Consider the following 13,543-nt stretch of genomic DNA (forward strand, 5'->3'; position numbering starts at 1 on the left):
AGAAGTCGAGGTCGCCGGCCCTGCTTCACGCAGAGCCGTCACATTGCCAGTCGAAGCTGTCATCCAAAAAGCCTCTTTACTGCGTCACAAGCGGGCAGCCGCCCTTGTCGAGCGGACGGAATGCCTCGTCACCGGGGATGGTGCGCAGAACTTTGTAATAGTCCCACGGACCTTTGGATTCCTCAGGTGACTTGACCTGAACGAGATACATGTCGTGAACCATACGACCGTCGGCGCGCAGCTTTGCATTGCGAGCGAAGAAGTCACTGATATCCATCGTGCGCATCTTGTCGAGCACGGCCTTGCCGCTGGTGGATTTTGCCGCTTCGGACGCCTTGAGGTAATTCATGACAGACGAATAAACGCCTGCATGAACCATCGTCGGCATTTTACCGTTCATCCGTTCCCCGAAACGCTTCGACCAGGCACGGGTCTGATCATCATAATCCCAGTAAAAGCCGGTGGTCAGCGTCAGGCCTTTTGCAGTTTCGAGGCCAACGCTATGAACGTCAGAGAGAAACAGCAACATGCCTGCGATCTTCTGGCCGCCCTGGGTAATACCATATTCACTGGCTTGCTTGAGGGCGGTCATCGTATCGCCCGACGAATTTGCAAGAGCAATCACGTCAGCGCCCGATGCTTGCGCCTGTAGCAGGAAGGAGGAAAAATCAGTGGTTTCACGCGGATGACGCACCGCGCCCACCACTTCGCCACCGCTTGCCTTGACGGCTTCCGCTGTATCGCGTTCCAGCGCATGGCCGAAGGTATAGTCAACGGTAATGAAGTACCACTTCTTGCCGCCCTCCTGCGTCATGGCGCGACCGGTGCCATTGGCGAGCGAATAGGTGTCCCAGGTCCATTGCGCCGTCGTTGGCGAACAGGCTTTGCCGGTCAGGTCCGAGGAACCTGCCGTGGACGCCAGAAACGCTATGTCCTTGTCACGCGTGATCTCTTGAACCGCCATGGCGACCGATGATGTCGGCACGTCGATAATGGCTTTGACGTTCTTCTCGTCGATCCAGCTGCGCGCCAGCGTCGAACCGATATCCGGCTTGTTCTGATGGTCGCCGACGATGACCTCGATGGGCTCCCCATTCAGCTTTCCGCCGAAATCCTCCACCGCCATTTTTGCGGCCACGACCGAACCGTCGCCGGCAAGGTCGAAGTTCATGCCGGACATATCCGTCAGCACGCCCAGTCGAACCGGTTCTGCCAAAGCCGGGCTTGCGAGCACCATGGTGGCAAACGCACCCGAAAGCATCATTGATTTCATTTTCATGTTTTCCTCCTCCCAAATTATAACGGTGTCAGCCCGACTGGCTGCTGCTTTCCGCAATCAGTCTCGCCAGATAAAACTGGTCGGCTTCATAAGGCGCAGCCCAGTTGGCGCGGTGTTCTTGATCAATGGCTCTTTTCGTCATCCGCAAGGCCAAGGGTGGACATTCGGCGATGGTCTGCGCGAAGAGTGTGGCGGTTTCGACTGCACCGCCCGCCGGGGCAATCTTGTCGCAAAGACCCATATGAAGCGCGTCCTGTTCGCCGATCCGGTCATTAGCGAAAAGCGCCCGCTTGGCGCGCGTCGGGCCGATTAGCGATGACAGGAGGGGCAGCCCGCCCCAACCCAGCGTCATGCCCAGACGGACTTCCGGAAACTGAAAGAAGGCCCCCGCCGCCATAACGCGGAAATCTGCTGCCAAGGCCAGGATGCCGCCACCACCAACTGCCGGACCTTCAACCGCTGCAATGGTGATCTGCGGCAACAACCGCCACCGATCGCACATGACGCCGCCGAGCGACATGGCCGTGTGGCGTGCAACGGCGCCCGCACTGGTGCGCCACAGGTTCTCGTCTTTCAGATCGACGCCGCCGGAAAAGCGGCTTTCGGTTCCGGCGATGATAACGACCTGAACACTGTCATCCGCCGATAATTCGTCCGCTGCCTGGATGAGCGCCTTGATCGATTCTTCATTGAGAGCATTGGCCTTGCCGCCACGGTCATAGCGCGCCACCGCAATCGGTCCCTCGCGCTTGATATCGACTATGGCCATTTCCATCCTCCCAGATGTTTTCGCTTTGACATACTACCGAGTATGTTGCATATTCCAAACAGGTTTGCAACTGCCCTCTTTTGAAGGTTTAGTTGTGGCCGGGTAGGAGGAATTCAGAACATGACGCCAGACCAGCGCGCGCTCAACCGTAACCATTCCGTGTTGCGATATCTTCTCGATCAATATGCAGCCGAGCGCCCCACGGCACCATTCGTGCATTTTTGGCCGTCGACGGAGTGGGATTACAAGACGACCCGCGACCGAGTTCGCCAGCGCGCGGCAACGCTGCAATCCCATGGCGTAAAACGCGGCGATCACGTGCTTTGTTTTATGGGCAATGGCCCGGATCTGCTCACCACCTGGTTCGCAATCAACTATATCGGCGCAGTCTATGTGCCAATCAACACCGCAGCACTCGGTCGCCCTCTGGAACATATTCTGGACGATGCGGATGCACCGTTGATGATCGCCCACGCCGATCTGGTGGAACGATTGCTGGATGTCGCACCCGGCAAACTGCGCAAGGTTCTGGTGGTCGAAGGCTCTGTTAGCTGTGCAGTCGATGGTGTGGAAATTCTGCCTTTGTCTGACGTGGAAACAGTCAGCGAAACCGAACTTGTTCTCGACAAGCCGATTGAGCCGTGGGACACGCTTGCCATCATGTACACCTCGGGTACGACGGGCAACGCCAAGGGCGTCGTAACCTCTTATGTGCAGCTTTATACGATGGGCCCGGACGCCTTTGACTGCGTCGATGAAACGGATCGCTGCATGATCTGCGGTCCGATCTTCCATTGCGGCTCTACCCTTTACGTCTACGCCATGCTGGCACGAGGCCTTTCCATCGGCATGATGCGCGAGTTCAAAACCCAGCATTTCTGGCAGGCCGTTCGGGATACCAACTCGACCTATTGCCTGTTGCTGGGCGTCATGGCGAGTTTCCTTCTGAAACAGCCGGTTTCATCGGATGATCGCAACCACCCGCTGCGGCGCGCCTTCATTACCCCGTTCGGCGAGGATGGCCCATTATTTGCGGAAAGATTCGGCGTCGAGGCATGGACCATCTACAACATGACCGAAATTGCCAGTCCGCTTGTTGCTGGACCCGGCATCACGCAAAACGGAATCGCCGGAAAGCCGCGCCCCTGGTATCAGCTGCGCGTGGTTGACGAAAACGACATCGACGTGCCGGATGGCACGGCTGGTGAACTGGTCATCCGCTCCGACCGCCCCTGGGCGTTGATGAAAGGTTATTACAACAATCCGAAAGCTACCGTCGAAGCCATGCGCAATGGCTGGTTTCACACTGGAGACAGCTTTCGCAAGGATGAAAACGGTGTCTATTTCTTCGTGGATCGCCTGAAAGACGTCATCCGGCGGCGCGGTGAAAATATCTCGTCCTTCGCTTTGGAGGCCGAAGTGCTTTTCCACGACACCGTCAAGGAATGCGCAGCCATCGCAGTCCCGAGTGAACTGAGTGAGGATGAAGTTCTGATCGCCGTAACCCCTGTCGAAGGGCAGGAAATCGTTGCGGGGGAACTGCTGGAGTTTCTCGCAGGTCGTCTGCCCCGCTTCATGGTGCCGCGCTATGTACGAATTTTGGAATCTCTTCCAAAAACCTCGAGCGGTAAAATTCAGAAACATGTACTACGCAGCGAAGGCATTACCGGAGATACGATTGATCGCGAGCTCAAGGTGAAGCGCGCGAGTTGATCTATCAAAATCGAAAGACCTGAACATCATGGAAAATTTTATCTTCAACACAACGCCATCCATCGTGCTGCAAACCGGCGGGCTGGCGAAGATTGTCGATATTGCCGGACACCTATTGGGCAAGCGCGTTGTTATCGTCACCGACAAAGGATTGCGCAAGCTCGGACTGCTGACCCCGGCCACAAACGCCTTGGAGCAGGCGGGCATTGCCGTTTCGATCTTCGATGATGTGCAGGCCGACCCGCCGGAAAGCAATGTTCTGGCACTGAGGGACCAGATCGTCGCGCACGAAGCGACTGGCGTTCTCGCCATCGGCGGTGGCTCATCAATGGATGTTGCAAAGGTTGCCGCCCTGTTGGCAAAAAGCGGTGAAACGCTGAACGACATTTACGGCGTCAACATCGCGCGCGGGCCACGCCTGCCGCTCGTGCTGGTGCCAACGACGGCGGGTACGGGGTCGGAAGTCACACCGATATCAATCATCACCACTGGAGCATCGGAGAAGAAGGGCGTTGTCTCGCCCCTTCTATTGCCGGACATGGCGATTCTGGACGCGGATTTGACTGTCGGCTTGCCAGCAGCGGTAACCGCTGCCACCGGCATCGATGCGATGGTCCATGCCATCGAGGCTTATGCTTCAGCTTCGGCCAACAACAATCCTTTGTCGCGTTCGCTGGCGCGCAACGCCCTGCAACTGCTCGGCGCCAATATTCGCACTGCGGTCTTTGAGGGCGGCAACCGCGACGCACGCGCCGCTATGTTGCTCGGATCGTTGCTTGCCGGTCAGGCCTTTGCCAATTCTCCGGTTGCTGCTGTGCATGCACTCGCATACCCGATTGGCGGGCATTTCCATGTGCCGCACGGCTTGTCCAACGCGCTCGTGCTTGCGCATGTATTGCGCTTCAACTTGCCGGAAGCCAGCCACATTTATGCGGAAATTGCAGCAGACGTTTTTCCGGAACTGAGCACCGTGTCGGCAGAAAAACGTGCTGAAGCCTTTGTCGAAAAACTGGTGGATCTCAGCCGTGAGCTCGGCGTGCCGCAGACATTGCGCGAAGTGAATATTACGGAAGACGATCTGCCCCTGCTTGCGCGCGACGCAATGAAACAGACGCGGCTTCTGGTCAACAATCCGCGCAAAGTCACTGAGGCGGATGCCTTGGCGATTTATAAAGCCGCTTATTGATAGCGCCGCTGGTAACATCATGAAAAAGGCCGGTTTGACCGGCCTTTTTCGTATCTATCAGCAAATTTCGAACAGGCCCGCAGCGCCCATGCCGCCGCCAACGCACATGGTCACCACCACGTAACGTCCATTGCGCCGCTTGCCTTCGATGAGGGCATGCCCGGTCATACGCGCGCCCGACATTCCATAAGGATGGCCAATCGAAATAGCGCCGCCACTTACATTCAGTTTTTCATTGTCGATACCAAGCTTGTCGCGGCAATAAAGCACCTGTGCCGCAAAGGCTTCGTTCAGTTCCCACAGATCGATATCATCGACCGTCAGGCCATGCTGTTTTAGCAGTTTCGGTACGGCATAAACCGGGCCGATACCCATCTCGTCAGGTTCGCATCCGGCGACCGCCATTCCGCGATAAATACCAAGCGGAGATAGGCCCCGCTTTTCCGCTTCCTTTGCTTCCATCAAAACAGATGCCGAAGCACCATCAGACAATTGCGAGGCGTTGCCAGCGGTAATAAAGCCACCCTGCGCTATTGTCTGCCCCCCGGAAAAGACCGGCTTCAACCCGCGCAAACCTTCCAGTGTGGTTTCGGGGCGATTGCCTTCGTCCATGGCCAGCTCAACGCTTTTTGCGGAGACCTCGCCCGTGGCCTTGTCCTTGACCAGCATGGTGGACTGGATCGGGACAATCTCGGCGTTCAGGCGGCCTGCGGCCTGTGCAGCCGCGGTGCGTTGCTGCGATTGCAGCGCATATTCATCCTGCGCCTCACGCGATATACCATAACGCGCTGAAACGATCTCCACCGTCTCAATCATGCTGATATAAGTGGCGGGCAGATGCTCCGTCAGCCAGGGATCACGCCAGCGATAGACATTCATATGCTCGTTCTGCACGAGTGAAATCTGCTCCACACCACCGCCAATAGCAATCGTCATACCATCGCCGGTGATCTGCTTGGCTGCTGTTGCGATAGCCATCAGCCCCGACGCGCATTGACGATCCATAGACTGACCCGGAACTGAAACCGGAAGGCCAGCCCGCAACAAGGACGTGCGGGCGATATTCATGTGGGTCGTGCCTTGCTGAAGCGCAGCACCAAGAACCACATCCTCTACTTCCGCGCCATCAATGCCCGCGCGCTCAACCGCAGCGGCAATCGCGTGACCCGCCAGCGCTGGCGCAGACGTGTCGTTGAAAGCTCCGCGATAGGCTTTGCCAATCGGTGTGCGCGCAGTTGATACTATGACAGCTTCTCTCATCAAAACTCCTCCACTGACGCCGAAACGTAAAGCCTGTCGGCCAATTCTTTCAATTCCGGAGTCAGCGGAACCGGCCGTCGCGTGTCTCGGTCTACATAGACATGCACATATTCACTTACAGCGGCGGTCAACTCTTCGTCATCCTTGAAGATGCCAAAACCCCACAGCAGACTGGTATTGCCGATATGCTCGACGCGAACCCCGACAACGACATTGTCAGGATAGGAAATTTCGGAGAAATAATTCGTTGAATTGCGCGCAACGATACCAATTGGTGTAGAGCCGTTCAACTCCAGAGCACCAGACGCAATCAGCGACCGGTTCAATGCCGCATCGCAATATTGCATATAGACGACATTGTTGACGTGGCCATAAATGTCCATGTCGCTCCAGCGCGTCTGCATATCGTAGAACTCCCGATAGGCTGACCGGGGTTCAGCCTTCGGACGGGGTTTTGATGCCGTCATTCGATAACCTCATGAGCGCGGGACGTCGCGATGATGCGATCCACATGCGCCAAACCGGCATCCGTCTCGATGAAATTAGTCATGTCATCGATCTTTGAGAAAGCAGCCGCAACGGCTTCCGGTGTCCGCTCGCCTTTCGGCAGATAAACGCCTTCACTTTCCACAATCGCCATACGGGCCACAGTTCCCGCACCAGCCAGAAGCACAGTGCGGCTTGGCGCCTGTTCACTGACGAGGAAGAGAGCAGCCGGAACGACGTTTTCGGGTGCGAGGCGCACCAGCATCTCGTCATCCAGCACATCGCCGGTCATGCGCGTTGCAGCAGTCGGGGCAATCGCATTGACATGAATGTCGTATTTGTCGCCTTCAAAATGCAACACATTCATCAGGCCGACGAGGCCTGCCTTGGCCGCACCATAGTTGGACTGGCCGAAATTCCCATAAACGCCAGACGTAGAGGTCGTCATCAGGATGCGGCCATAGTTCTGGCCTTTCATGACGTCCCACACCGCCCGGCTGGCATTGGCCGAGCCAATAAGATGCACGTCAACCACGGCGCGAAAATCGGCCATATCCATCTTCGCGAAGCTCTTGTCGCGCAAGATCCCGGCATTGTTGATGAGAATATCGATGCGACCGAATTCTTCGACCGTGCGCTTCGCCAGCGCCTGCATGTCTTCGAACTTCGTGACGTTGCCGGCGTCGGCAATGGCGACACCGCCCTTGGATCGAATTTCCGCAACGACCTTTTCGGCTGCCTCCGATGCCCCCCCGGTGCCGTCGCGGCTGCCACCGAAATCGTTCACGACGACCTTTGCGCCGCGCGCTGCCAGTTCGAGGGCATAAGCGCGCCCAAGCCCGCCGCCCGCACCCGTTACAATTGCAACACGATTTTCAAAAGAAATGGCCATGTGATCTTCAACCTACTGTCAGTATGAGCCAGTCAGCGGCGAGTGCTGGCTTGGTTTCGTCTTTGATTTCAACGGTCGCTGCAAGAGTCTGGAGCTGACCGTTACCCTTCGGCTGCACCGATTTGGAACTGAACACGCCACGGATGGAAGAACCCACCTTCACCGGCGAAAGGAAGCGGACTTTGTCGAAACCATAGTTGATTTCAACCGTACCGGCTGCAACTTCCGGCAAAACCTCGCGGCTGAGCTTGGTCAACAGGCCGAGCACAAGAAACCCGTGTGCGATGGTGCCACCGAACACACTTTCAGTCGCTGCGCGTTCGGGGTCTGTATGAATGAATTGATGATCGTCGATCACATCCGCAAACCGATCCACAAGCTGCTGATCGATCTTGATCCAGTCCGAGTACAGGAGCTGGCTTTCTGCGTTTGCGGACCGCGCAGACGCAGCAGAATTAGGCTGTATTTCCAAATTTATGTCCTCCAAGCGCTGAAAAATGGAACGCGGTCGCATTAATCAACAACATACTGAGTAGTATGCACTTGAACATCGCTTTGTCTAGTGGCATTTTCCTTACGAAATTTGCTAGGCTTGGTTGCCGCTTACCTACGCATAAATCGGAGTAGCAGATGGCTGACAGCCGCCGATCTAACCGCACGGACAGTACAGGGAATGTCGTGATCCTGGAAACAGCCGCCCAGTGTTTCATGGAACAAGGCTTTTCGACCACAAGCATTGATGATGTGGCGCGCAGGATGGGCTCCACCAAGGGGCGTATCTATCACTACTATTCTTCCAAGACGGATTTGTTCTTCGACGTGCACCGCGAAGGCATGGAACGACTGTTCAAGGCCGTTGAGCCGGTTATGACGCTGAATGGCTCAGGCCTGTACCGGCTTGAAGAGATGCTCACCGCTCACGCGCTTGCCATGATGAACAACGTCGCTTTCGAAGCGGTGGTGGTGCAAGGCGTTCACATGCACAAGCTCGCGGCGACCACACCCGACCAGCGCAGAACGCTCAACGAGCTGATCTCGATCAGACGCCGGTTTGAGGATTTGTTCAAGCAGGTCATTCGCGAAGGCATCGAGGACGGCAGCATTCGCCATGTCGACGTGTCGATAGCGGCCAAGGCCGTGCTCGGCGCCATCAACTGGCTGTCGATCTGGTATCAACCCAGAAGCGTCGATACCGACGCCGACAGGATTGCCCTGGCCAAAGAAATTGTGGGCATACAGATCAAAGGGCTGCATTCGTAAGAGACGACCGACCGCCTCCCACGAATGCGCCATCAATTGCTTTAAGAGCTGAACTGGCGAATTTCATTTCGTTGTGACAAAACGATCCAGTTTGCCGAGTGTCTCCATCCCCAGCTCGATCGCTCCGAAGCCCTTGGCATCCTGGAATTCAGCCGCTGTACTGAAGACCATTCCCAGGGTCACTTTCGTAAACCCGTCCTGATCCTCGAACGCGGCCCATGCATCGGCATGTTTCGGCCCGTTCTCACCCCACAAAAGCGTATAGCCCAGCCGTTCCTCCGGCCTGACCTCACAATAGCGGTGGTGGTTCGGATAGGCTGTGCCGTCCGGGCCGATCATGTCGAAAACCCATTCGCCGCCCTGACGAAGATCGATCCTCTTTGTGCGACACGAAAAACCTTCCGGCCCCCACCAAAGCGGCAACGTCTCGGGGTTCATCCATGCCTTCCAGACAACCGCTCGCGGCGCCCGTATGATTTTCTGCAACACCATGGTGCGCTCGGCGGCTTGTGCCAGATTGTCTAGACCCGCGCCGAAGCCTTCGCTATAGCCCGCCTCCATATTCCCGGCCAGCGAAGACAGCTGAACCGTCACCGCCACACTGCTGCGTTCTCCCTTATCGGCAAAGGTGGCCGTGACCAATGCTGCCGATTGCTTCACGCCTTCGCTGGAGATCACTTCGTAATTCACGCTGCGCAACGCGGGCTGCAATTCGAGCCAGCCACATTCGCAGCGAATGTCGGGCTGACCTTTCACCCTGCATAGCGAAACCTCGCGACCGCCGATCCGGGTGTCGGCTTCCAGAAATTCCACTTCGACGGCAGAGTTTGGCGCAGCCCAGACCGCCCGTGCGGCGGGAGCGGTCCACGCCTGCCACAGAACGGATACCGGCGCCGCCACGTTCCGCTCAAAGGTAAGCGTTGCAAAACGACTGTCATCTGTTGCCGCTACGCCCATGCTACCGGGCTTCTCAATCCGTGTCATTCTTGCGCTCCTCCATCACATTCATCACAAACGCATCCAGCCGATCCAGACGTGCTTCCCAAATGGCGCGCTGTTCATCCATCCAACTGCGCGCTGGCTCCATAGCTTCAGGGCGGATAGCGCAAGTGCGTATTCGTCCATCCTTCGATGACACGATCAAACCAGCCTCTTCCAGCACGGAAAGGTGTCGCATCACCGTCGGCAGGCGCAGCCCCGTCGGACCAGCCAATTCCGTCACCGCTGACGGCCCACCAGCCAAACGGGTCAGGATCGACCGTCGTGTCGGGTCTGCCAACGCGTGGAACAATAATGAAAGATCTGGATCATGCTTAGCCATATTGCTAACTATTCAGATATCGGAACAATGCGCAAGAGAAAACTTCGCCAATCAGCTAAGTTTTCTCTTGCGCTGTTACTTTGCGTCCCGGCTATGAGAAACAGCTAGCCGCAATATGCGCGACTGATTTTGCCGGTCGTGGCGTCTGTTTCGATGGTGATGCGCTCCTGCCTGAAATCCATTGTAACCGGGTCGCCGGGCTTCACTTGGCGGACGATGGTTGCGCCTGTCAGCTGCATGGCGGCGTCGTCGGTAAGTCTATCCATGCCAGCGAGGGTTTCTGCGACATCTTTTTTGCAAATTCCAGCCTGAGCTTCGGGCGCAGCCGGGACTTGTTCTTTTTGACATGCGGATACCGCAAGCACCAACACCGCACCGGACAACAAAAATGAGCGACGCATGAAATCCATGATCAAGATATCCTTTCAGAACGAACCATCTGCCACCGGAATAGCGCTATTGCGAAACACCAGCAGCCTTATGACCGTTGATAATCTCGCTCAGATGACTGGAACCTGAACGCAGGACGATTTCCTGTTGGCGCAGCAAATCAGTATCGATATGTTTTGCCGGAATAGCGATCGGTATCAGGATGGAACTATGAACCTGCATAATGGAAGCATATGGGCGCGGTTCCGCTCTGCCTTGCTCCCATTTATCATATGGCTTCTGCTTAATCTTCTGGTAATCGGCGGCCTTGCAGTCTATCAGCGATCCGAATTGTTGTCCGAACTCCAGGCAGCCAGTTTCACGTTACATCGTGAAGCTTCTCAACGTGCGGTTCAGCATGATGCCCATTTGACTGCGCTTTCGACGATAGCGCAATCCAAGGTGCGGACTGCCGAACTCTCACAAGACGACGTGTTTCTCGAAGTCGCTACGACCATCACACGTTTCTATCCACGGATCGATGAAATTCAACTTGTGCCGATCGACCCGTCAGCGCCTGTCACTGGCACAAGACGGCTGGAACCGGAGCTGACCGCAACCATACGAGCGGCGGCACTTTCATCGAGCGGCATTCCGAAATTGATCACACCAGCGGCGCGTCCCGGGCATTACATGATTGTAAAGCGCAGCCCGAATAACGACGATCCCCACGATGGGCTGGCGCTATCGATAAATGCTGACGCCCTGATCAGCTCGGACGATGCATTCTGGCGTCGCAGCGGTGTTGCGCGCCGACTTCTGATGCCGGATGGAACAATTCTTTTCAGCAACCCAGTATCATTTGGCGCAGCGCTCTTTTCCAAGCAATTGGGAAGCGCCTCTCAACCGCTTCTTTTCGAAACTGCCATGAATGTGGGATGGGCGGCTCTGCTGCCTCTGGACCAGTTGATTCCGATCCTCGTTCTCACAAACCTGCTTTTCTTCGGGGGGCTGGTCATCATTCGCCAAATCAAACGCACACGCCATGCGGAGCGTCGCGCCGAACTGAGCGGCCTTGAAGCCCGCCTGGCCCATGCATCGCGCGTCAACACGATGGGTGAAATGGCAAGCGGCATGGCGCATGAATTGACGCAGCCGCTGACGGCGCTTCTCGCTGGGGCGCAGGCCGGACGCCGCCTGTTGAGCCGCAACAACACAACAGCGCTTGCGAGTGCGCTTGACGATATGGTGGATCAGGCGCGCCGCGCGTCGGCCATTCTGGATCGGTTGCGCAACTGGTCGCGTCCGCAACGCAGGGAAAACATCAAAGCCGACCTGCGCCTTTCACTGCAAAATGTACAAACCTTGCTGGCCTCAGAAGCAAAACGGCAAAGTGTCGGGTTAGACCTCCTGATGCCTGAAAGCCCTTTGTTGGCCGCAGTAGACCCGGTGGAAATGGAGCAGGTAATGTTCAATCTTCTGCGCAACGCCATCGAGTCTTTTCGTGACACCGACGATGATCGTGATCGGCACGTAACAGCGTCGCTTAAAACGGAAGGAACCATGGCGGTTCTGGAGGTTCAGGATAACGGCACAGGTGTCGCGCCCGAACTGCTGCCTCGCCTTTTCACGCCGTTTACGACAACCCGCCCCGAGGGGACCGGCCTTGGACTTGCGCTGAGCCAACGTCTGGTTGAACGCTTCGGCGGCGAGATTTCCTATATCCCACAGGAACACGGCGCGCTATTTCGCGTGGTGCTTCCGATGGCTGCCGACAGAGAAAGTTGAAATTAATGGTTCAGCCTGTTTACCTCGTCGATGACGATGCAGCAGTCAGAAAGGCCCTCAGCCTTCTGCTCTCGACCATAGATATCGAGGTTAAAACTTTTGCCGATCCGTCTGCATTTCTGGCGCAATTGCCACGACTGACGCCCGGATGCCTGATTTTCGACATTCGTATGCCGGTGATGACGGGCCTTAAACTGCAGGAGGTTTTGGCTGCGCAGGAAATCGACTGGCCTGTGATCATTATTTCCGGCCATGGCGACATCGAAGCCTGTCGCCGCGCTTTTCGCAATGGCGCTGTAGATTATCTATCCAAACCCGTCGATGAGCAGGACCTGATCGATGCGATCCAGAAAGCCCAGCAATTGCTGGACCACAAGCTGGGCAGCAAGGCGCTGAGAGCCGAAACGCTTGCCTTGCTCGATATGTTGACAGCACGCGAGCGCGAGGTGCTGGACCGTATTGCGCAAGGCTTCACCACCCGGCAGATTGCGGATGGTCTTGGGTTATCTCCACGCACCATCGACAGTCACCGTGCAGCCATTGGCGTGAAACTGGGCACCACATCGCAAGCGGAAATGACTCGCCTGTGGCTCGAAGGAAGTGCAAATCCGTAGAACTACGGATAAGATCGCAAAGGCTACGGATTCAGTTTCAGGGCGGGCAGAGTTAGATCACACCCATCGAAACCGAGGAACGACCATGATCCGCAAACTTGCTATTATCGCTCTGTCGCTGGCTCCGGCTACCGCTTTCGCTCAGACCCTTCCCACGACGCCCTATCTGCCGCTCGATCTGGCAACCAAAGCCGCTCAGGCTGCACTCGATGCATGTGTCGCCAAGGGCAACAATGTGAGCGTCGCAGTTGTTGCGCGTGATGGATCGACGAAGGTGCTGCTGAAAGCCGATCTTTCCGGCCCGCACACTGGCAACAGCGCTACAGGAAAAGCGTTCACGGCGGCAGCTCTTGGCCGTGACTCCGGCGAACTCGCAGAATTTATCGCGTCGAAGCCAGCCAATAGCGGCATGCGGGATATGGATTCACGCTTCGTCATCCAGGCGGGCGGGCTGCCGATCAAGATCGGCGATGCGCTAGTGGGCGGAATTGGCGTCGGCGGCGCACCGTCGGGCGCAACGGATGCCGAATGCGCACTTGCCGGTATCCAGGCAATCGTTGCAAAATAAAGAACAGTCGGGGCCGCAGCTAAGCGGCCCTAATCTTT

General features: G+C 56.6%; 15 protein-coding genes. 6 read left to right on the top strand and 9 right to left on the bottom strand.

What is annotated here, in order from left to right:
• Positions 1 to 76 precede the first annotated feature (76 nt).
• Entirely contained in the window at positions 77 to 1,279 is a 1,203-nt protein-coding gene (locus tag FIC94_RS17040) for an ABC transporter substrate-binding protein (protein ID WP_140025674.1), read from the bottom strand.
• 28 nt (positions 1,280 to 1,307) lie between these two features.
• Positions 1,308 to 2,048 (bottom strand): enoyl-CoA hydratase/isomerase family protein, encoded by a 741-nt coding sequence (locus FIC94_RS17045; RefSeq protein ID WP_140025676.1) that lies wholly within the window; start codon positions 2,046 to 2,048, stop codon positions 1,308 to 1,310.
• Between the two features lie 120 nt (positions 2,049 to 2,168).
• On the opposite strand from FIC94_RS17045, the gene FIC94_RS17050 reads away from it, so the two are divergent.
• Entirely contained in the window at positions 2,169 to 3,761 is a 1,593-nt protein-coding gene (locus tag FIC94_RS17050; RefSeq protein ID WP_140025678.1) for an AMP-binding protein, read from the top strand.
• A 28-nt stretch (positions 3,762 to 3,789) separates the two neighbouring features.
• A complete protein-coding gene (locus tag FIC94_RS17055; RefSeq protein WP_140025679.1) occupies positions 3,790 to 4,947 on the top strand; it encodes an iron-containing alcohol dehydrogenase in 1,158 nt (385 codons plus the stop codon).
• Between the two features lie 57 nt (positions 4,948 to 5,004).
• Here the strand turns inward: FIC94_RS17055 and FIC94_RS17060 are convergent, their stop codons facing one another.
• From FIC94_RS17060 to FIC94_RS17075, 4 genes are read right to left on the bottom strand one after another with little or no spacing between them, the layout of a single operon-like run.
• Positions 5,005 to 6,207 carry an acetyl-CoA C-acyltransferase gene (locus FIC94_RS17060; protein WP_140025681.1) on the bottom strand — a complete coding sequence of 401 codons (1,203 nt, stop codon included), beginning with the start codon at positions 6,205 to 6,207 and terminating at the stop codon, positions 5,005 to 5,007.
• A complete protein-coding gene (locus FIC94_RS17065; RefSeq protein ID WP_094513360.1) occupies positions 6,207 to 6,674 on the bottom strand; it encodes an acyl-CoA thioesterase in 468 nt (155 codons plus the stop codon). The genes FIC94_RS17060 and FIC94_RS17065 overlap by 1 nt, the downstream gene beginning before the upstream one ends.
• On the bottom strand, positions 6,671 to 7,585 hold the full coding sequence (locus FIC94_RS17070) for an SDR family NAD(P)-dependent oxidoreductase (protein ID WP_140025682.1): 915 nt from the start codon (positions 7,583 to 7,585) through the stop codon (positions 6,671 to 6,673). Before FIC94_RS17070 ends, FIC94_RS17065 begins: the two co-directional genes overlap by 4 nt.
• Before the next feature lie 7 nt (positions 7,586 to 7,592).
• Positions 7,593 to 8,051, bottom strand: coding sequence for a MaoC family dehydratase (locus tag FIC94_RS17075; protein ID WP_371830930.1), 459 nt, complete (start codon positions 8,049 to 8,051; stop codon positions 7,593 to 7,595).
• 164 nt (positions 8,052 to 8,215) lie between these two features.
• On the opposite strand from FIC94_RS17075, the gene FIC94_RS17080 reads away from it, so the two are divergent.
• Positions 8,216 to 8,845, top strand: a complete 630-nt coding sequence (locus FIC94_RS17080; RefSeq protein ID WP_109365918.1) for a TetR/AcrR family transcriptional regulator — start codon at positions 8,216 to 8,218, stop codon at positions 8,843 to 8,845.
• A 63-nt stretch (positions 8,846 to 8,908) separates the two neighbouring features.
• Here the strand turns inward: FIC94_RS17080 and FIC94_RS17085 are convergent, their stop codons facing one another.
• From FIC94_RS17085 to FIC94_RS17095, 3 genes are all read right to left on the bottom strand, one after another.
• Complete coding sequence (locus FIC94_RS17085) at positions 8,909 to 9,829, bottom strand: SRPBCC family protein (RefSeq protein WP_140025686.1); 921 nt, start codon at positions 9,827 to 9,829, stop codon at positions 8,909 to 8,911.
• The gene (locus tag FIC94_RS17090; RefSeq protein WP_109365916.1) at positions 9,816 to 10,166 is read right to left on the bottom strand and encodes an ArsR/SmtB family transcription factor; all 351 of its coding nucleotides are present in this window, start codon (positions 10,164 to 10,166) and stop codon (positions 9,816 to 9,818) included. Before FIC94_RS17090 ends, FIC94_RS17085 begins: the two co-directional genes overlap by 14 nt.
• 104 nt (positions 10,167 to 10,270) lie before the next feature.
• Positions 10,271 to 10,576, bottom strand: a complete 306-nt coding sequence (locus FIC94_RS17095; protein WP_235892043.1) for an I78 family peptidase inhibitor — start codon at positions 10,574 to 10,576, stop codon at positions 10,271 to 10,273.
• Positions 10,577 to 10,766: 190 nt separating this feature from the next.
• Here FIC94_RS17095 and FIC94_RS17100 point away from each other — a divergent pair, with 190 nt between their 5' ends.
• The 3 genes from FIC94_RS17100 to FIC94_RS17110 all read left to right on the top strand — a co-directional run bounded on the left by FIC94_RS17100 (position 10,767) and on the right by FIC94_RS17110 (position 13,505).
• Positions 10,767 to 12,323: a sensor histidine kinase gene (locus FIC94_RS17100; protein WP_140025688.1), complete on the top strand. Its 1,557-nt coding sequence runs from the start codon at positions 10,767 to 10,769 to the stop codon at positions 12,321 to 12,323.
• A 5-nt stretch (positions 12,324 to 12,328) separates the two neighbouring features.
• Entirely contained in the window at positions 12,329 to 12,937 is a 609-nt protein-coding gene (locus tag FIC94_RS17105; RefSeq protein ID WP_121538922.1) for a response regulator transcription factor, read from the top strand.
• Positions 12,938 to 13,022: 85 nt separating this feature from the next.
• Positions 13,023 to 13,505: a GlcG/HbpS family heme-binding protein gene (locus tag FIC94_RS17110; RefSeq protein WP_109365913.1), complete on the top strand. Its 483-nt coding sequence runs from the start codon at positions 13,023 to 13,025 to the stop codon at positions 13,503 to 13,505.
• The last annotated feature ends 38 nt before the right edge of the window (positions 13,506 to 13,543 follow it).

The organism is Ochrobactrum teleogrylli (assembly GCF_006376685.1).
Classification (GTDB): domain Bacteria; phylum Pseudomonadota; class Alphaproteobacteria; order Rhizobiales; family Rhizobiaceae; genus Brucella; species Brucella teleogrylli.